Genomic DNA, 19,336 nt, shown 5'->3' with positions numbered 1-19,336 from the left:
CCACGTTTTACCTGAGGTAGACCCATGAGCCAGTCCTTTGATATTGCCGTGATCGGCGCCACCGGTACTGTCGGCGAAACCCTCGTCCAGATTCTCGAAGAGCGGGACTTCCCGGTCGGCGACCTGTACCTGCTGGCCAGCAGCGAATCGGCAGGCAGCTCGGTGATGTTCCGCGGTAAAAACGTGCGGGTGCGCGAGGTCGATGAATTCGACTTCAGCAAAGTCCAACTGGTGTTCTTCGCCGCCGGCCCGGCGGTGACCCTGAGTTTTGCCCCGCGGGCCACGGCGGCCGGTTGTGCGCTGATCGACCTGTCCGGCGCCTTGCCGCCCGAACAGGCGCCGCAGATCGTGCCGGAAGCCAACGCCCAGGTCCTGGCCGGTTTGAGTAAGCCGTTGCAAGTCAGCAGCCCCAGCGCGTCGGCCACGGCCTTGGCGGTTGTGCTGGCGCCACTGCGCGAATGCCTCGATCTGCAGCGCATCAGCCTGACCGCCAGCCTCGCGGTGTCGGCCCAGGGCCGCGTGGCTGTGAGCGAGCTGGCGCGCCAGACCGCCGAGCTGCTCAACGCTCGTCCGTTGGAGCCGAAGTTTTTTGACCGGCAGATGGCGTTTAACCTGCTGGCCCAGGTCGGCGCTCCGGACGAGCAGGGCCATACATCGCTGGAAAAGCGCCTGGTCCGCGAGTTGCGCCAGGTGCTGAATCAACCTTTATTAAAGATTTCCGTCACTTGCATTCAAGCCCCGGTGTTTTTTGGCGATAGCTTTAGCGTGACCGTGCAGTCTGCTAGCGCCATCGACCTGGCCAAGGTTAACGCGGCCCTGGAAGCGGCGCCTGGCATCGAGCTGGTGGAGGCGGGCGATTACCCGACTGCGGTGGGTGATGCGGTGGGGCAGGATGTGGTCTACGTTGGTCGTGTGCGCGGTGGGATCGACGATCCGGCTGAACTAAATATGTGGCTGACGTCAGATAACGTGCGCAAGGGCGCGGCGCTCAATGCAGTGCAAGTGGCTGAGTTGTTGATAAAAGACCTGCTGTAAAAGATACTTGGCAACAATTTGTCGAATGATTCTAGCTGGGCGCTATGCTTGGCCAGAGCGTTGAAGGCGAACATCCCTGCGGGGACTTGCCCGGGGCATGAGTGAAACGATCGCGCGCACCGTTGCTTCGGGGCTGCGCGCAATGCCTTACGGCAGCGGCATCAATACCTTCTCGCTGGCCGAGGAATGTTCAAACAAAGGAAGAGGCTATGGTTCAAGTTCGCAAACTGGTGTTAGCAATAGCGGCCGCCTCGGCGCTGTCCTCCGGTATGGCGCAAGCGCTCGGGCTCGGGGAATTGACCCTGAAGTCGACGCCGAACCAGCCCCTGGTCGCCGAGATCGAGTTGCTTGACGTCCAGCAACTGACCGCCGCCGAAGTCGTGCCGAGCCTGGCCTCGCCCGACGACTTCGCCAAGGCCGGGGTCGACCGCCAGGCCTTTCTCAATGACCTGAGTTTCACCCCGGTGATCAACGCCAACGGCAAGAGTGTCCTGCGGGTCACGTCCAGCCGGCCGTTGTCAGAGCCCATGGTCAAGTTCCTGGTGCAGGTGATGTGGCCCAACGGCCGTCTGCTGCGCGACTACAGCGTATTGCTCGATCCTTCCAAATTCTCGCCACAGGCCGCCGACGCTGCCCGGGCAAAACCGTCCCAGGTCGTGTCCACGCCGGTTACTGGGGCCACCAAGCCGTCCCAGTACACCACCACGCCGCGCGATACCCTGTGGGAAATCGCCGCCAAGGTGCGCAACGGTGGGTCGGTCCAGCAAACCATGCTGGCGATCCAGGCGTTGAACCCGAACGCGTTCATCAACGGCAACATCAACCTGCTCAAGACCGGCCAGGTGTTGCGCCTGCCAGATCCGGTGCAAAGCACGGCGTTGCCGCAACCCCAGGCCATCGCCGAAGTGGCTGCGCAGAACGCCGCCTGGCGCTCGGGGCGTCGTGGCGTGGCGGGTGCTGGCAAGCAGCAGTTGGACGCCACCAAGCGTGGCCGTGGCGAAGGCGCGCCGGCACAGGCGGCTGGTCGCGACAACTTGAGTCTGGTGTCAGCCGACTCGGCGAAGGCGGGCGGCAAGGGCAAGGGCGCTGCCGGCGATGCCCAGGCGCTCAGCAACAAGCTTGCAGTCACCCAGGAAAGCCTCGATTCGGCTCGCCGGGACAACGAAGAACTGAAAAGCCGCATGGCGGATCTGCAGAGCCAACTGGACAAACTGCAGCGCCTGATCGAGCTGAAGAACAACCAACTGGCCAAGATGCAGGCCGAAGGTGCCGCCGTTCCGCCTGCTGGCGAAGCACCTGCTGGCGAGGCGCCTGCGGCGATGTCCGCCGAGCTGACCCCTGCGCCAGCGCCACAGGCCCCGACGACTGCGCCTGCACCTGCGCCAGAAGCGACCCCGGAAGCGACGCCGCCTGCCGCACCGGTCGAGCCGACGCCTGCCGCGTCCAACGAGCAAAAATACAACGACCTGCTGACCAATCCGATCCTGCTAGGGTTGATTGGCGGCGGCGCGCTGCTTTTGCTGTTGCTGCTGTTGTTGCTCGCCCGTCGCCGCAAGGCCCAACAGGAAGCGGAAAAACACTTGCGCATGGCCCGGGCCCTTGAGGAGGAGGCTGACTTCTCCCCGGAGCTCGATCTGCCCCCGAGCAGCTTCGAGGGCATTGAGGTTCCACCGCCTAGCGTAAAACTCGAGCCAAAACCGGCCCCTGCGCCAGCGCCCAAGCCGGCCCCGGTGATCGCGCCTGTGGTGGTCACGCCGCCTATCGCCGCGCCATTGGTGGCGCCGGCCGCCGAGCGTTCCGACGACGTGCTGCCCCAGGCCCAGTCCCATATCGACCGCGGCCGCTTGAACCAGGCCGCCGACTTGCTTGAGCAGGGCATCAAGGCCGAACCCCAGCGCAGCGACTTGCGTCTGAAGCTGATGGAAGTCTACGGTCAGCAGGGCGACCGCGACGCCTTTGTCGCCCAGGAACGCCAACTGGTGGCCAATGGCGACAACTTCGCCCAGGTTGAACAGCTGAAAAGCCGTTTCCCGGCCATGGTGGTCGCTACCGCCGCTGCTGGCCTTGCTGCGGCGACAGTGGCTGCAGAGCTGGACGCGCAGTACGTCAAGGACCTGCTGGAAGACAAATCGCCCACCGATGAGGAGCTGGACAGCGCCTTCGACCTGAGCCTGGATGATCTGGAGACCCCGGTCGCGCCTGCACCGGAGCCTGTCGCCGAGCTGGACGCATTCCCGGAAGACGACGACCTGAGTTTCGAGTCGGTGCTCAAGCAGCAGACTGAAGCCAACGAAAGCCTGGACGACCTGTCGGAATTCGACCTGGACCTGGGCGCCGACGCGCCGACCCCGGTCGCGGCGCTCGATGACGAAGACTTCCTCCTGGATCTGGATGATGACCTCAAGGGCCTGGATCTTCCTGCAGCTGAAACGCCAGCCCTGGACGATACGCCAGCCGACGATCTCGAATTGCCGGCGGATTTCGATCTGTCCCTTGCCGACGAGATGGATGCCCCTGACCGGCCAAAGGATGCCTTCGAATCCGAGCTGGACGATGTAAACGCCGAACTGGATCGCCTGTCCGACAGCCTGGGTCAACCGACCTTCACCGCCGAAGATGCCTTGGTTGGCGCTGAAGACGAGCCGGACTTCGACTTCCTCAGCGGTACCGATGAGGTGGCGACCAAGCTCGATCTGGCCCAGGCCTACATCGACATGGGCGACAACGACGGCGCCCGCGACATCCTTGGTGAAGTCCTCAGCGAAGGCGATGCCACTCAGAAGAGCGAAGCGCAGGAAATGTTGTCGCGCTTGGTCTGAGAGGATCGGGTGAACAAGAACGGCAGCCGATGAGGCTGCCGTTCTTGTTTGGGGCAGGGGAGGTAATGGCGTTTGGGCTGGCCCCATCGCGAGCAAACTCAGCTCCCACAGGGATTTGTGCTGGACATAGGATATTGTGAATACCCGAGAACCCCTGTGGGAGCCGAGCTTGCTCGCGATGACGGCGGCATATTCAACATCTTCGCAAGCTGACCCACCGCTATCGCGAGCAAGCTCAGCTCCCACAGGGATTTGTGCTGGACACAGGATATTGTGAATACCCGAGCCCCCCTGTGGGAGCCGAGCTTGCTCGCGATGACGGCGGCATATTCAACATCTTCGCAAGCTGACCCACCGCTATCGCGAGCAAGCTCAGCTCCCACAGGGATTTGTGCTGGACATAGGATATTGTGAATACCCGAGAACCCCTGTGGGAGCCGAGCTTGCTCGCGATGACGGCGGCATATTCAACATCTTCGCAAGCTGACCCACCGCTATCGCGAGCAAGCTCAGCTCCCACAGGGATTTGTGCTGGACACAGGATTTGTGAATATCCGAGACCCCCTGTGAGAGCCGAGCTTGCTCGCGATGACGGCGGCATATTCAACATCTTCGCAAGCTGACCCACCGCTATCGCGAGCAAGCTCAGCTCCCACAGGGATTTGTGCTGGACACAGGATTTATGAGCACCCGAGCCCCCCTGTGAGAGCCGAGCTTGCTCGCGATGACGGCGGCATATTCAACATCTTCGCAAGCTGACCCACCGCTATCGCGAGCAGACTCAGCTCCCACAGGGATTTGTCTGGACACAGGTTTTTGAGCACCCGAGCCCCCTGTGGGCCGAGCTTGCTCGCGATGACGGCGGCATATTCAACATCTTCGCAAGCTGACCCACCGCTATCGCGAGCAAACTCAGCTCCCACAGGGATTTGTGCTGGACACAGGTTTTGTGAGCACCCGAGCCCCCCTGTGGGAGCCGAGCTTGCTCGCGATGGCGGCAGTCGATTCAACCCAGGACCCCTGGTTGCACTGGCATCCCGCCCCGACGGCCTTATAATGCCCGCCTTTGCGTACCTCAGCAGGCTGTAATTCCTTGGCAAACATAGACAACCCGGCCGCCGAAATGGCGGCCGACGGCTTTTTCCGGATCGCCTTGGGCGTTGAATACAAAGGCTCGCGCTACCGTGGCTGGCAGCGTCAGGCGTCCGGTGTATTGACGGTGCAGGAAACCCTCGAAAACGCGCTGTCCAAAGTCGCCGACTCGCCCGTGTCGCTGCATTGCGCCGGCCGTACCGATGCAGGCGTGCATGCCTGCGGCCAGGTGGTGCATTTCGACACCCAGGTCGAGCGTTCGATGAAGGCCTGGGTCATGGGCGCCAACATCAACTTGCCCCACGATGTCAGCGTCAGCTGGGCCAAGGTGATGCCGGCGCATTTCCATGCGCGCTTCAAGGCCATCGCCCGGCGTTATCGCTACGTGATCTATAACGATCAGATCCGTCCGGCGCACCTGAACGAAGAAATCACTTGGAACCACCGCCCGCTGGACGTCGAGCGCATGGCCGAGGCCGCACAGTACCTGGTCGGTGTCCATGATTTCAGCGCCTTCCGTGCCGGCCAGTGCCAGGCCAAGTCGCCGATCAAGGAGCTGCATCACCTGCGCGTGACCCGTCACGGCAAGATGATCGTGCTCGACATCCGCGCCAGCGCCTTCCTGCATCACATGGTGCGCAACATTGCCGGCGTGCTGATGACCATTGGTGCCGGCGAGCGGCCGGTGGAATGGATCAAGGAAGTGCTCGACAGCCGTGTCCGCCGTTCCGGTGGTGTCACGGCGCATCCGTTTGGCTTGTACCTGGTACAGGTCGAATATCGCGATGAGTTCGAGCTGCCGGAGCGTTACATCGGGCCACATTTCCTCACCGGCTTCTCGGAACTCGACGGCTGACGCCCTCCGCAGCATTTGTTACCATCCGGGACTTTCACGGATTTGCCTGAGGTTTTACCCACCATGCCCGTCGTTCGCAGCAAGATTTGCGGGATCACCCGCGTCGAGGACGCGTTGGCGGCGGTCGAGGCCGGGGCCGATGCCATCGGGCTGGTGTTCTACGCCAAGAGCCCGCGGGCGGTGACGGTGCAGCAGGCGCGGGCGATCGTCCAGGCCTTGCCGCCGTTCGTGACCCCGGTGGGCCTGTTCGTCAATGCCAGTCGTTGCGAGCTGGGCGAGATCCTCGATGCGGTGCCGCTGGGCTTGTTGCAGTTCCATGGCGACGAAACCCCGGCAGACTGCGAAGGCTGGCATCGTCCGTACATCAAGGCGTTGCGGGTCAAGGCCGGTGACGACATTGCCGCCGGTTGCGAAGCCTTTGCCAGTGCCAGCGGTATCTTGCTGGACACCTATGTAGAAGGCGTTCCCGGCGGTACCGGCGAAGCCTTCGACTGGTCGCTGGTGCCACAAGGCCTGGGCAAGCCGATCGTCCTGGCCGGCGGCCTGACGGCGGAAAACGTCGCCGCGGCCATTCGTCAGGTTCGCCCCTATGCAGTGGATGTGAGCGGTGGGGTGGAGCAGGGCAAGGGCATCAAGGATCCGGCAAAGATTCGTGCGTTCATGGCTGCTGTTCGCAACAGCCAGTAGTCAATGTGACGGCTGGCAGACTGCCGCCGTCCATACCTGCACTGTACAAAGCAGGCAGGCACCGCCTCCGGGTGGGCCGATAGCGTAGGGGCAACCGCGGTGCAGCGGTTGCCGGGATGGCAGAGGAGGTTGGGCTGCACGCAGGTCATGTTTCGCGCTGACCGTGGTGGCCGTTCGACCCTCGCCGCACAATGAATTTAGCTCAAGGGCATACGCGGGGCCGCGAACCAGAGCGTTCGGGCCGCCGGTACTGGAGAAAGAAAGCATGAGCAACTGGTTAGTAGACAAACTGATCCCTTCGATCATGCGTTCCGAGGTGAAGAAAAGCTCGGTGCCTGAAGGTCTGTGGCACAAATGTCCATCCTGCGAGGCGGTGCTGTACCGTCCCGAGCTGGAAAAGACCCTGGACGTTTGCCCTAAGTGCAACCACCACATGCGCATCGGCGCGCGTGCCCGTATCGATATTTTCCTGGACGCAGAAGGCCGCGTGGAGCTGGGCGCCGACCTGGAGCCGGTGGACCGTCTGAAATTCCGCGACGGCAAGAAATACAAGGATCGCCTGACCGCTGCCCAGAAGCAGACCGGTGAAAAAGATGCCCTGGTGTCCATGAGCGGCACCTTGCTGGGCATGCCGGTGGTGGTCTCGGCTTTCGAGTTCTCCTTCATGGGCGGTTCCATGGGCGCCATCGTCGGCGAGCGTTTCGTTCGCGCCGCCAACCATGCCCTGGAAAACCGTTGCCCGATGATCTGCTTCGCCGCTTCCGGCGGTGCGCGGATGCAGGAAGCGCTGATCTCCCTGATGCAAATGGCCAAGACCTCCGCGGTCCTGGCGCGTCTGCGTGAAGAAGGCATTCCGTTCATCTCGGTACTGACCGACCCGGTCTACGGCGGTGTTTCCGCCAGTCTGGCCATGCTCGGCGACGTGATTGTCGGCGAGCCGAAAGCCCTGATCGGCTTTGCCGGCCCACGTGTGATCGAGCAGACCGTGCGTGAAAAACTGCCGGAAGGATTCCAGCGCAGCGAGTTCCTGCTGGAACACGGCGCCATCGACATGATCATTCATCGCCAAGAGCTGCGTCCGCGCCTGGGCAACCTGCTGGCGCAACTGATGGGCCTGCCGACGCCGACATTCGTCGCCGCACCGATCGAGCCGATCGTGGTTCCGCCAGTGCCTGCCGGGCTATGACCCAACGCACCCTGGGCGACTGGCTTGCCTACCTCGAGCAGTTGCATCCATCGGCCATCGACATGGGGCTGGAGCGCTCGCAAACGGTAGCGTCCCGCATGGGACTGGCCAAGCCGGCGCCCCGGGTCATCACCGTCACCGGCACCAATGGCAAGGGTTCGACCTGCGCCTTCGTGGCTTCTCTGCTGCGGGCCCAGGGGCTGAGCGTCGGTGTGTACAGCTCGCCGCACCTGTTGCGCTACAACGAACGGGTGCAAGTGAACGGCGTCGAAGCCACTGACGCCCAGCTGTGCGAAGCCTTTGCCGCGGTGGAAGCCGGGGCGAGGCGATACAACCCTCACGTATTTCGAGATGGGCACCCTGGCGGCGTTCTGGTTGTTTGCCCGTGCCGGTCTCGATGCGGTCGTGCTGGAAGTCGGTCTGGGCGGGCCTGGATACGGTCAACCTGGTGGACGCCGACATTGCACTGGTCACCAGCATTGGCGTGGACCATGCCGATTACCTGGGCAATACCCGCGAATCCGTAGCCTTCGAGAAGGCCGGCATCTTCCGCCAGGGCGCGCCTGCGCTCTGTGGCGATCTCAATCCTCCTCAGCCATTGCTGGACAAGGTTCGCGAGCTGAGCTGTCCGTTCTTTCTGCGAGGGCGGGATTTCGATCTGGCGATGACCGAGCAGCACTGGCAATGGCGCGGCAGCGATCTGCGCGGTAATCCAGTGGAGTTGCGCGACCTGCCACTGTTGGACCTGCCGATGGAGAACGCCGCGCTGGCGCTCCAGGCCTATTTGTTGCTGGGCTTGCCCTGGGAGGCCGGGCAAATCGTCCAGGCGTTGCAGGCGACCCGTGTGGTCGGGCGCCTCGACCGCCGTCAGTTCGATTGGCAAGGCAAACGCCTGAACCTGTTGCTGGACGTCGGCCATAACCCCCATGCGGCGCAGTACCTGGCCGAACGCCTGGCGCGGCGGCCCGTGGCGGGACGGCGCCTGGCGGTGTTCGGGCTGTTGTCCGACAAGGATCTGGATGGCGTTGTCGATGCGTTGGATGCTAGTGTCCAGCACTGGGCGGTGACGCCGCTGGATTCGCCGCGCTCACGTACGGCGGCTGAGCTGCAGGAGGCCTTGCAGCGCCACGGTGCTTCAGTGCAAGCCTACGCCAGCGTGGCTGACGCCCTGGAAGGGCAGTGCGCCCTGGCGACGGCCGATGATGAAATCCTGCTGTTCGGATCATTTTTTTGTGTTGCCGAGGCCCTTCAATGGTTGGCCCGGCGCTCCACGGAGGAAGCTGCAGATGGCATTGCTGGATAAAGCGTACAAGCAGCGCATGGTCGGGGCCCTGGTATTGGTGGCCCTGGCGGTGATTTTCCTGCCGATGCTGTTTTCCCGCCAGGACGAGCAACGCCAGGTCTCGGTCGACGCGCCAGCTGCGCCCCAGGCGCCTTCGGTGCCGCCCGTGCAGGTCGAACCGGTGGCCGTGCCCGAGCCCCAGGCCTTGCCTCAGGAGCCGGTGCCAAGCGACGAGGAACTGGCTGAGCAACCTGCTGCGCCTTCCACGCCGATTGCACCTGTTCCTGCCACGCCAGCTCCGGCTGCACCGAGCAAACCGGCTGTCGCGCCCGTGGCTGTTCCAGCGGCGCCGGCGATCAAACCGGCTCCGAGCCAGCCGATCACCGCCGCGCCGACCAAGCCGGACACGACCCAGAGTCGCGTGGACGCCAATGGCCTGTCGGTCAGTTGGTCGGTGCAACTGGCCAGCCTGACCAGTCGCGAAAGTGCCGAGAACTTGCAGAAAACCCTGCGCAGCCAGGGCTACAACGCCTATATCCGCTCCGCCGATGGCAAGAACCGGGTGTTTGTCGGGCCGTTGATCGAGCGTGCCGAGGCCGACCGCCTGCGTGATCTGCTCGGCCGCCAGCAGAACCTCAAGGGGTTCGTCGTGCGCTTCCAGCCTGAGCGCGGTTGACGGCGATTTAGCTGATTTGAATCACGCAGCTTACCGACAGCCCTGGGCTCTGCTAAAATGCGCCGCCTTATCCGTCTGTAGGCTGCACCGTGCCATTTACCTGGGTTGACTGGGCGATCGTTGCGATCGTCGCCATCTCCGCATTGATCAGTCTGAGCCGCGGCTTCGTCAAGGAAGCCCTCTCGCTGCTGACTTGGATCATTGCGGGAGTCGTAGCCTGGATGTTTGGTGGTTCGCTGTCCCAGTACCTCGCCGGATACATCGAAACTCCCTCGGCCCGCGTGATCGCGGGCTGCGCCATCTTGTTTATCGCCACCTTGCTGGTTGGCGCAATGATCAATTATCTGATCGGCGAACTGATTCGCGTCACCGGGCTTTCCGGGACGGACCGGTTCCTGGGCATGGCCTTTGGCGCGGCGCGTGGCGCGTTGCTGGTGGTCGTGGCCGTCGGGCTCTTGAGCCTGGGTCCGGTGCAGCAGGATACGTGGTGGCAGGAGTCCCGGCTCGTGCCACAATTTCTATTGGTCGCAGACTGGTCCAAAAACCTGATCCTGGGTTGGAGCAGTCAGTGGCTTGCCAGCGGTATCAGCGTACCCGCTGAAATACCGTTCAAGGAACACCTCTTGCCGACGGCCAAAACGCCGCAGTGAGTGTTGTTCAGTTCAGATCCATTAAGTAGGGGTTGCGTCGCATGTGTGGCATCGTCGGTATCGTCGGTAAGTCGAACGTCAATCAGGCGCTGTATGACGCGCTAACCGTGCTCCAGCACCGCGGCCAGGACGCTGCCGGTATCGTGACCAGCCATGACGGCCGGTTATTCCTGCGCAAGGACAACGGCCTGGTGCGTGACGTGTTCCACCAGCGTCACATGCAGCGTCTGGTCGGCCACATGGGTATCGGCCACGTGCGCTACCCGACCGCGGGCAGCTCGACGTCGGCTGAAGCCCAGCCGTTCTACGTCAACTCGCCTTACGGCATCACCCTGGCGCACAACGGCAACCTGACCAACGTCGAGCAACTGGCCAAGGAGATCTACGAATCTGACTTGCGCCACGTCAACACCAGTTCCGACTCGGAAGTGATGCTCAACGTGTTCGCCCATGAGCTGGCCCAGCGCGGCAAGCTGCAGCCCACCGAAGAAGACGTGTTCGCCGCCGTGACCGACGTGCACAACCGTTGCGTGGGTGGCTACGCGGTGGTGGCGATGATCACCGGCTATGGCATCGTCGGTTTCCGCGACCCCCATGGCATCCGCCCGATCGTGTTCGGCCAGCGTCACACCGACGAAGGCGTCGAGTACATGATCGCCTCCGAAAGCGTGTCCCTGGACGTGCTGGGCTTCACCCTGATTCGCGACTTGGCCCCCGGCGAAGCGGTCTACATCACGGAAGACGGCAAGCTGCACACCCGCCAGTGCGCGACCAACCCGTCCCTGACCCCGTGCATCTTCGAACACGTCTACCTGGCGCGTCCGGACTCGATCATCGACGGTATCTCGGTCTACAAGGCGCGCCTGCGCATGGGCGAGAAGCTGGCCGACAAGATCCTGCGCGAGCGTCCGGAACACGACATCGACGTGGTCATCCCGATCCCGGACACCAGCCGCACCGCGGCCCTGGAGCTGGCGAACCACCTGGGCGTCAAGTTCCGCGAAGGCTTCGTGAAGAACCGCTACATCGGCCGGACCTTCATCATGCCGGGCCAGGCCGCACGGAAAAAATCCGTACGCCAGAAGCTCAACGCCATCGAACTGGAATTCCGCGGCAAGAACGTGATGCTGGTGGATGATTCCATTGTGCGTGGCACCACCTGCAAGCAGATCATCCAGATGGCCCGCGAAGCCGGCGCCAAGAACGTGTATTTCTGCTCCGCGGCCCCGGCCGTGCGCTACCCGAACGTCTACGGCATCGACATGCCGAGTGCCCATGAGCTGATCGCTCATAACCGCACCACCCAGGACGTGGCCGACCTGATCGGCGCCGACTGGCTGATCTATCAGGACCTGCCGGACCTGATCGAAGCGGTGGGCGGCGGCAAGATCAAGATCGAGCAGTTCGATTGCGCAGTGTTCGACGGCAAGTACGTCACCGGCGACATCGACGACGCCTACTTGAACAAGATCGAGAACGCGCGTAACGATGCGTCCAAGGCCAAGACCCAGGCGGTCAGTGCGATCATCGACCTGTACAACAACTGAGTACGAACCGGCCCCGAGGGGCCGGTTTGCGTTTAACCGATTAAAGGAGTGACAGCATGAGTCAGGATTGGGATGCCGGTCGGCTGGACAGCGACCTTGAAGGCGTAGCGTTCGATACCCTGGCGGTTCGCGCGGGTCAGCACCGTACACCGGAAGCCGAACATGGCGATCCGATGTTCTTTACCTCCAGCTACGTGTTCCGCACGGCTGCCGACGCTGCGGCGCGGTTTGCCGGCGAGGTGCCGGGCAACGTCTACTCGCGCTACACCAACCCGACCGTGCGGGCCTTCGAGGAGCGCATCGCCGCCCTGGAAGGCGCCGAGCAAGCCGTGGCGACCGCCACCGGCATGGCCGCGATCATGGCCGTGGTGATGAGCCTGTGCAGCGCCGGCGACCACGTGCTGGTGTCGCGCAGCGTCTTCGGTTCGACCATCAGCCTGTTCGAAAAGTACTTCAAGCGGTTCGGCGTGGAGGTCGATTACGTGCCCCTGGCGGACCTGTCCGCTTGGGATGCGGCAATCAAGGCCAATACCAAACTGTTGTTCGTCGAGTCGCCTTCCAACCCCTTGGCCGAGCTGGTGGACATCGCCGCACTGGCGGAAATCGCCCACGCCAAGGGCGCCATGCTGGTGGTCGATAACTGCTTCTGCACCCCGGCGCTGCAACAACCGCTGAAGCTGGGCGCGGACGTGGTGGTGCATTCGGCGACCAAGTTCATCGATGGCCAGGGCCGTTGCATGGGCGGCGTGGTGGCCGGTCGTGGCGAGCAGATGAAAGAAGTGGTGGGCTTCTTGCGCACCGCAGGTCCTACTCTCAGCCCGTTCAACGCCTGGATCTTCCTCAAGGGCCTGGAAACCCTCGGCCTGCGCATGAAAGCCCATTGCGCCAACGCCCAGGCCCTGGCCGAGTGGCTGGAGCAGCAGGACGGCATTGAGAAAGTGCATTACGCCGGCCTCAAGAGCCATCCGCAGCATGCCCTGGCTGCGCGTCAACAACGTGGCTTCGGTGCGGTGGTGAGCTTCGAGGTCAAGGGGGGCAAGGAGGGCGCCTGGCGCTTCATCGACGCCACCCGACTGATCTCCATCACCGCCAACCTGGGTGACAGCAAGACCACCATCACCCACCCAAGCACCACCTCCCACGGCCGTCTGTCGCCCCAAGAGCGGGAAGCGGCGGGCATCCGCGACAGCCTGATCCGCGTCGCGGTCGGCCTGGAAGACGTGGCCGACCTGCAAGCGGATCTGGCCCGTGGGTTGGCGGCCTTGTGATCGAGTTGGCAACGCCGCCGAGCGGCACTCATGGCCGGGTAGCACTGGTTACGGGCGCCGCACGCGGCATCGGCCTGGGCATCGCTGCCTGGCTGATCTGTGAAGGCTGGCAGGTGGTGCTGACCGATCTGGATCGCGAGCGCGGTTCCAAGGTGGCGAAGACCCTGGGCGATAACGCCTGGTTCATCGCTATGGACGTGGCGGACGAGGCGCAGGTCGCGACCGGTATCGCCGAGGTGCTCGGGCAGTTCGGGCGGCTCGACGCGCTGGTGTGCAACGCGGCCATCGCCGACCCGCACAACATCACCCTGGAAAGCCTCGACCTGGCTTACTGGAATCGGGTCCTGGCGGTGAATCTCGGTGGGCCGATGCTCCTGGCCAAGCACTGCGCGCCGTATCTGCGTGCTCACAACGGCGCTATCGTCAACCTGGCCTCGACCCGCGCCGCGCAATCGGAACCCGACACCGAAGCCTATGCGGCGAGCAAGGGCGGTCTGCTGGCCCTGACCCATGCCCTGGCCATCAGCCTCGGACCGGAGATCCGGGTCAACGCCGTCAGCCCTGGCTGGATCGATGCACGGGACCCATCCCAGCGCCGCGCCGAGCCGCTGACCGACGCCGATCACGCCCAGCATCCCGCGGGCAGGGTGGGCACGGTAGAGGACGTGGCGGCGATGGTGGCGTGGCTGTTGTCGCGCAATGCCGGTTTTGTCACGGGGCAGGAGTTCGTGGTGGACGGCGGCATGACCAAGAAAATGATTTATGAGTGAGGGCGGTCGCGGGTGCCGTTTGAAACTGTTTTGAAAAAACTTCAACCCTGCTATTGACTTAGCTTCGGTACCTGCGTAAATTTCGCGGCCTCAGCGAAGCAAAGGGTGATTAGCTCAGCCGGGAGAGCGTCTGCCTTACAAGCAGAATGTCGGCGGTTCGATCCCGTCATCACCCACCATGTTTTACGAGAGTTTTGCGAAAGCAAGACGGAAGCTATCAAAAGCCTCCACCGACGCGCAGCGGTAGTTCAGTCGGTTAGAATACCGGCCTGTCACGCCGGGGGTCGCGGGTTCGAGTCCCGTCCGCTGCGCCATATTTTCCGAAGCAGGTTCGCCTGGTTCGAGATCCAGATCCCAGGGTTTTGATCAGACGAGTTAACTGGACGCAAGTCCATAGCGATACGCAGCGGTAGTTCAGTCGGTTAGAATACCGGCCTGTCACGCCGGGGGTCGCGGGTTCGAGTCCCGTCCGCTGCGCCATATCTGTTTCGAGGCCCACTGAACGCCTTGAAGCTACGGAAATAGCGGCCTTGAGCCGCTTTTTTCGTTTCTGAATTCCCTGAAATCTATCTCCAACCGCGGTTTTCAAGTACACCGCTGGCACAGCCTTTTACGATTTCTTGCACATCAATTTCGTATTGGTGCGTCTACCGCTGGGCGGTATCCCCCTTCTTGGCATTTCCGGTCCTTATCAACGCCAGGCAGCACCTGGCGGGGAGGAGGAGCACTCAACTAGATTGATAGAGTATTCGCTCTACCTGAATACAAGGCGAATCCCACTACCAGCCAGCCCTTTCGAGAATTACGAAATGATCGCCCTATGAATATTACATCGCCAGGAACAGGAACGTTATCGGCGAAAGTGTGTTTGGCGTGGTGAGGGGAGTGAGGGAACCTTTTATAAGTTCAAGCCTATGAGATTAACTTTTTCTTGGAGGGGGCCATTGTAGTCCCCTTCTTCATTTAGAGGGGTCGAGGCAATCCTTATAAGGTACTGATACGCGCTGATGGCTTATTGGTATCATTTTGGCGCTACAGTAAAAGCGTCACGTAAACTTAATGTGATCGTTTTTTCATGCTGTAACACTCTCCGTGATACTCCTTTCATGATCCTGCCGTTATGCAAATTTTATTATCCAGTTAATATCAAATTAATAGCACTTTGAGCATGCGTATTTACGCCGGCTGATGTGTCGCAGGTGTTGCACCCTTGTGGGCTTGCACCTTGCACTTATCCGTGCCCCAGAAAAAGGAGTTTTTCATGTCCGTTCAAGATGTCAGTTTTGTAGGCATAACTTCTAGGCCGCAAGACCCGAAACTTGCCGAAGCCTGGGACCAGGCGATCAAGCAGGCCAAGGATGCGGGCATTGAATGGGAGCGGCCGGAAGGCGACGACCGCTCGGCCCAGGACATCATTAATGACACGCCAGTGCTCAAGAACCTGGGTAACCAGAGCGATGTGAAGGATAACCTCAAGGACCGTGTCGGCGATTTCGAGACTGACCCCGATGCGGCCTACCGCGCCAAGCAGGTGCTCGAGCACGTGGAAAAATACGATGAGGGCGGTGAGCGGATTGCCAGCAAAGACATCGATAACGGCCGGGTCGACGGCTTCACAAGGGGCGGCGATGCCAAGCATGGCACCGAGGCGGGTCGCCTGCAGGATTTTGGTCGGCAAGGGTTCTCGCACCTCAAAGGCGAGCTCAAGGATCTGTCCAAGCCTGGTGATGATCCCAAGGTGCGCGAGCAGGCCGAGGCCTTGGGGATCAAGTGGGAGCGCCCTGAAGGGGATGATCGCTCCGCGCAGGACATCATCGATGGCAATGCCTTGCTCAAGAACCTCGGCAATCAGAGCGGTGTGAGGGACATGCTCAAGGAGCAGGTCGGCGATTTTGAAAATGATCCCGACGCGGCCTATCGGGCGACCCAGGTGCTCGAGCACATCGAGACTCTCAATGGCGAGGGGGGCAAGATTGCCGGCAAGGACGTAGGCAACGGTCGTGTCGATGGTTTCACCAAGAGCGGCGAAGCGAAGCATGGCACCGAAGCCGGCCGCCTGCAGGACTTCGGCAAGATGGGGTTTTCTGCCCTCAAGGGTGAAATCAAGGATTCGTCGTCGGCTGGCGACAACAAGGAAGCCCGCGAGCAGGCCGAAAAGGTTGGCATCGTCTGGAAGCGTCCGGAAGAGGATAAGCGCTCGGCCCAAGACATCATTGAAGACAACCCGCTGCTCAAGAACCTGGGCAACCAGAGTGGCGTCAAGGACATGCTCAAGGACCAGGTCGGCGATTACGAGAACGACGCCGACGCCGCCTACCGGGCTGCGCAGGTCTTGGATCGCATCACGATGTTCGATGACAAGGGCAATGCCCAGTCCGGTGGTGATGTGTTCAACAGCAGCGTGGACGGTTTCACCAAGAGCGGCGAAGCCAAGCACGGCACTGAGGCGGGTCGACTGCAGGATTTCGGCAAGGAAGGCTTTTCGAGCCTGCCGGAACTCAAGAAAACCGATGATATCGCCAGCTACAAGGATTACCTCAAGACCAACAAGGATGCCGATCCGGCGTCGCAGCAGATCGCCAAGTACGCAGCGATCCTCGATGAAAACTTTGAGGCCATCAAGGGCAAGACCGGTGCGGGCAAGTACCTGACTGCCGAGGATATCAAGGAGTACAGGAATCAGAATTCACAGCTGAGCGAGGAGACCAGGCAGGCACTGGATTTCTGGTCTCAGCCAGGTGCGTTCAAGGTCATCGACAACGCCAAGAAACCCACTGGACAAGAATCCTGATGGCGAACTGAGCAGGGGGGATGTCCAGAGTTGGCTCAAGAGTGCCAACGTGCCCAAGGATGCGACCTCCGTGACCGCGCTGCTCTCGGGGATCGCCGGCAACAATGCCTTGGCCAGGGTCGATACCGCAGGCTTGAACAAGGACGTGTTTGATCATCCGGAGAAATATTCGGCAGAGGAAAAGGCCGCTGTTCTGCAGGATCTCAAGGCCGCCCAGCAGTTGATTATCCAGGGCAGCGCCGCCGGGATGTGGAGGGATGACAAGTCGCAGGTCACGATTGCCAACAAGGTGCGCAGCCATCCCGATGCCCAGAAGCTGCTGGACGATGTCAACAAGCACATTGGTCTCTTGGAAAGTGATCCTGCTGTCAGCCAGTACATGGGCGAGCATGGCTCCAGTGAGCTGACCAAGCTGGTGGACGGTAACAAGGGGCTCAAGGAGTCCCTGCGAAAAAACCTACGATGACCAAATCAAGTCTGGCAAGTCACTTGATGCACTGTGGGAGGCCAAGTCCAAGGATGGCAAGACGACCCACACGGAAATTCTTGCCGAGTTCTTTGGTACGGCACAGACCCTCCAGGGCGCGTTGGGCATCAATAATGCCGGTGAGATCCAGGCCGCCGTCAAAGGCTCCAAGGCGAATGCCGAGTTGGAAAGCTTTTACGAGAAGTCGCTGGCTTCAGGCGATCGCCTGAATGAGCTGCTCAAGGACCATACCCCTGACGAAGCCATGAGTGCCTTCAGCCTTGAAGTCGCGCTGTACAACTCGGCGCTGGACCCTGAGTTCACCGGCAAGTTCGACACACAGCTCAACGAGAACTTCACCAGGATCGCCAAGGAAAATGCCTTCAAGGATGCGTCCTTCGACGACATGAAGGCGGCCTTCGGCGTCAATGGTGGGAGTGAGCTGGACGAGGAGAAGGTCAAGAAAATCATCGAGCAGATCAGCAAGGAAAACCCGCAGATGCTGGTCAATGCCGACGGCACCGTCGCCACGCCAGACCAGATCCTGACTAATTTCAGGGGGGACTGGGACCTGCTTCGCCAGGGCACCAAGACCCTGGATGCGCTAGATGTGTTCAGCAAGGATTCCTCGATCAAGGGCGCTGCCAGCAAAGGTGTCCTGCACGGTGTGAGTGGGCTGTTCATGGCCGGCGTGACTATCGCCAAAGGTGCCAACAACGCCGGTAAGCTGACCGAGCGGCAAATCGTCGACATCGCCACCGGCTCAGTGCAGGCCGCCACGCTCCTGGCTGAAGGGGGGCTGAAAAACTATCAGGAATACCTCAAGGATGTGAAAGGTAAGCTGACAGGTGATCGGCTCGGCGACCTGGGCAAGAAGATGGACGATCCGCTCAAAAGCGTGACCGCCAACCTCAAGGGCATGGAAAACGCGGCCAAGGGGATCGGTGGCATTGCCGCTATCACAGCCGGTGCCTACGGCATCTTCGATGGTGTCAAGGCGCTCAGGAAAGGCGATACGGTCTCCGGTGGCATGAATATCACGGCCGGTTCGTTGGGGATCATGGCGGGTTTGGCTTCGGTGGCTGAGGTGGGCGCCAGCGCGATGAGCGTTTCGGCGATTGCCGCTTCGCGAATCTCGATGATAGCGGGTGGCTTGGGCTTCGCGGCGGCGGGTGTGGCCGCGCTGGCGCTGCTCGTGCCGGGCTTGATCGAGGAAGGCAAGCAGGAGACGCGGGTGGGCAAATTCGCGGATGCCTTGAGCGATTACCTGACTCAGTACGAAATCGACGGCGTGCCGCAAGGCGATATCTGGGATATCCCTTACGAGGAGTGGCCGGGCGAAGATAGCACCATCGCTTCCTGACGCCGGCTCAGTCGGTCGCTGCTGCAGCATGATGGGTGGACGACCCCGGGCAATTGCCTCAAGGCATTGCCCGGGCCACCAGCGTGCTGGCGAGTGCCTGTAAGAAACTGGGGGGTTGTCCAGGATATGAAGCGTACTGAAGTTATGTGAAGTTGATTGCAACTGGCCATCAAGGCGAAGTTGCTAATCGAGTGGCTTTTATTTGGAAAAAGCTCTGTAGATGTATTTTATTCAGTGGCCACGCTGTTTATATCGTCTGCCCCTAGGCCTGTAAGTATCTGTTCGCCAGAAGTGTCAGGTGACGTACTTACTAGGGCGCTGACGCAGTCCCGTCTCATTAATGCAGGGGCGTGCTCCAGCCCTGCATGCGGTGATTTGAATTTTCTCTGCAAGCAAAAATATTACCCAAGTGTGATGTGGTTCTTGTTTTTCATCCGACCAAGGCAGTGGTGGGCCTGGGATTAAAACAAGTGTTAGACGTTGAACTGTAATGTTTGGCCCTTACTCTTCGCTTGGCAACATTAGTTGGCCGCTTGGCGGCTCAAATATTCTTATGTTAGGAGAAACAGCATGAGCACGACTCCCCCAGTAAGTTCCGGCAACGCTGACTCGGCTATCGCTAAGATGGAAGCCACCTTCAACATGGCGATCGAGAAATCGGCCAAGATCACCGAGCTGTCCACGGCCAAGAAAGCTGAGCTCGACGCTACCAAACAACGGCCTCAGAACTGATGCCGTCATGCAGGCGGCCCGACGGCTGCCTGCATGCTTGTTGGTTGCGGTGCTAGATCTTGAAAAACGACAGCTTACTTGTGCCTCACAGGTGTCTGTCCGCACGCCTCATTCCG

The 19,336-nt window shown here is 61.3% G+C and carries 11 protein-coding genes, 3 tRNA genes and 2 pseudogenes; all 16 read left to right on the top strand.

Annotated features, from left to right (window positions below):
* Positions 1 to 24: 24 nt before the first annotated feature.
* The 16 genes and pseudogenes from PSH84_RS23520 to PSH84_RS23445 all read left to right on the top strand — a co-directional run bounded on the left by PSH84_RS23520 (position 25) and on the right by PSH84_RS23445 (position 19,220).
* Positions 25 to 1,035 (top strand): aspartate-semialdehyde dehydrogenase, encoded by a 1,011-nt coding sequence (locus PSH84_RS23520; protein ID WP_305481883.1) that lies wholly within the window; start codon positions 25 to 27, stop codon positions 1,033 to 1,035.
* A 209-nt stretch (positions 1,036 to 1,244) separates the two neighbouring features.
* Positions 1,245 to 3,854, top strand: coding sequence for a FimV/HubP family polar landmark protein (locus PSH84_RS23515; RefSeq protein WP_305481882.1), 2,610 nt, complete (start codon positions 1,245 to 1,247; stop codon positions 3,852 to 3,854).
* Between the two features lie 1,123 nt (positions 3,855 to 4,977).
* Positions 4,978 to 5,802, top strand: coding sequence for a tRNA pseudouridine(38-40) synthase TruA (gene truA / locus PSH84_RS23510; protein WP_018610821.1), 825 nt, complete (start codon positions 4,978 to 4,980; stop codon positions 5,800 to 5,802).
* Between the two features lie 63 nt (positions 5,803 to 5,865).
* Positions 5,866 to 6,489 carry a phosphoribosylanthranilate isomerase gene (locus tag PSH84_RS23505; RefSeq protein ID WP_122566035.1) on the top strand — a complete coding sequence of 208 codons (624 nt, stop codon included), beginning with the start codon at positions 5,866 to 5,868 and terminating at the stop codon, positions 6,487 to 6,489.
* A gap of 265 nt (positions 6,490 to 6,754) precedes the next feature.
* Positions 6,755 to 7,675, top strand: coding sequence for an acetyl-CoA carboxylase, carboxyltransferase subunit beta (gene accD, locus PSH84_RS23500; RefSeq protein WP_060741445.1), 921 nt, complete (start codon positions 6,755 to 6,757; stop codon positions 7,673 to 7,675).
* A pseudogene (gene folC / locus PSH84_RS23495) lies at positions 7,672 to 8,978 on the top strand (bifunctional tetrahydrofolate synthase/dihydrofolate synthase). Before accD ends, folC begins: the two are co-directional and overlap by 4 nt.
* Complete coding sequence (locus tag PSH84_RS23490; protein ID WP_305481881.1) at positions 8,962 to 9,633, top strand: SPOR domain-containing protein; 672 nt, start codon at positions 8,962 to 8,964, stop codon at positions 9,631 to 9,633. The pseudogene folC and the gene PSH84_RS23490 overlap by 17 nt, the downstream one beginning before the upstream one ends.
* A gap of 89 nt (positions 9,634 to 9,722) precedes the next feature.
* Complete coding sequence (locus PSH84_RS23485) at positions 9,723 to 10,283, top strand: CvpA family protein (RefSeq protein WP_030142022.1); 561 nt, start codon at positions 9,723 to 9,725, stop codon at positions 10,281 to 10,283.
* Positions 10,284 to 10,324: 41 nt separating this feature from the next.
* Positions 10,325 to 11,830: an amidophosphoribosyltransferase gene (purF, locus tag PSH84_RS23480; RefSeq protein WP_053123453.1), complete on the top strand. Its 1,506-nt coding sequence runs from the start codon at positions 10,325 to 10,327 to the stop codon at positions 11,828 to 11,830.
* Between the two features lie 56 nt (positions 11,831 to 11,886).
* Positions 11,887 to 13,098 carry an O-succinylhomoserine sulfhydrylase gene (locus tag PSH84_RS23475; protein WP_305481880.1) on the top strand — a complete coding sequence of 404 codons (1,212 nt, stop codon included), beginning with the start codon at positions 11,887 to 11,889 and terminating at the stop codon, positions 13,096 to 13,098.
* Positions 13,095 to 13,868, top strand: coding sequence for an SDR family oxidoreductase (locus tag PSH84_RS23470; RefSeq protein ID WP_305481879.1), 774 nt, complete (start codon positions 13,095 to 13,097; stop codon positions 13,866 to 13,868). The genes PSH84_RS23475 and PSH84_RS23470 overlap by 4 nt, the downstream gene beginning before the upstream one ends.
* A gap of 103 nt (positions 13,869 to 13,971) precedes the next feature.
* Positions 13,972 to 14,047, top strand: a tRNA-Val gene (locus PSH84_RS23465).
* Between the two features lie 58 nt (positions 14,048 to 14,105).
* Positions 14,106 to 14,182 (top strand) — tRNA-Asp (locus tag PSH84_RS23460).
* Between the two features lie 89 nt (positions 14,183 to 14,271).
* Positions 14,272 to 14,348 (top strand) — tRNA-Asp (locus tag PSH84_RS23455).
* 781 nt (positions 14,349 to 15,129) lie between these two features.
* Positions 15,130 to 18,488 (top strand): annotated as a pseudogene (locus PSH84_RS23450) (type III effector HrpK domain-containing protein).
* A gap of 570 nt (positions 18,489 to 19,058) precedes the next feature.
* Entirely contained in the window at positions 19,059 to 19,220 is a 162-nt protein-coding gene (locus PSH84_RS23445) for a hypothetical protein (protein ID WP_163006721.1), read from the top strand.
* Positions 19,221 to 19,336: the final 116 nt, after the last annotated feature.

The organism is Pseudomonas beijingensis (assembly GCF_030687295.1).
GTDB classification, from domain to species: domain Bacteria; phylum Pseudomonadota; class Gammaproteobacteria; order Pseudomonadales; family Pseudomonadaceae; genus Aquipseudomonas; species Aquipseudomonas beijingensis.
The sequence above is the reverse complement of the archived record's forward strand: the minus strand, read 5'-3'. Positions and strand labels throughout refer to the sequence as shown.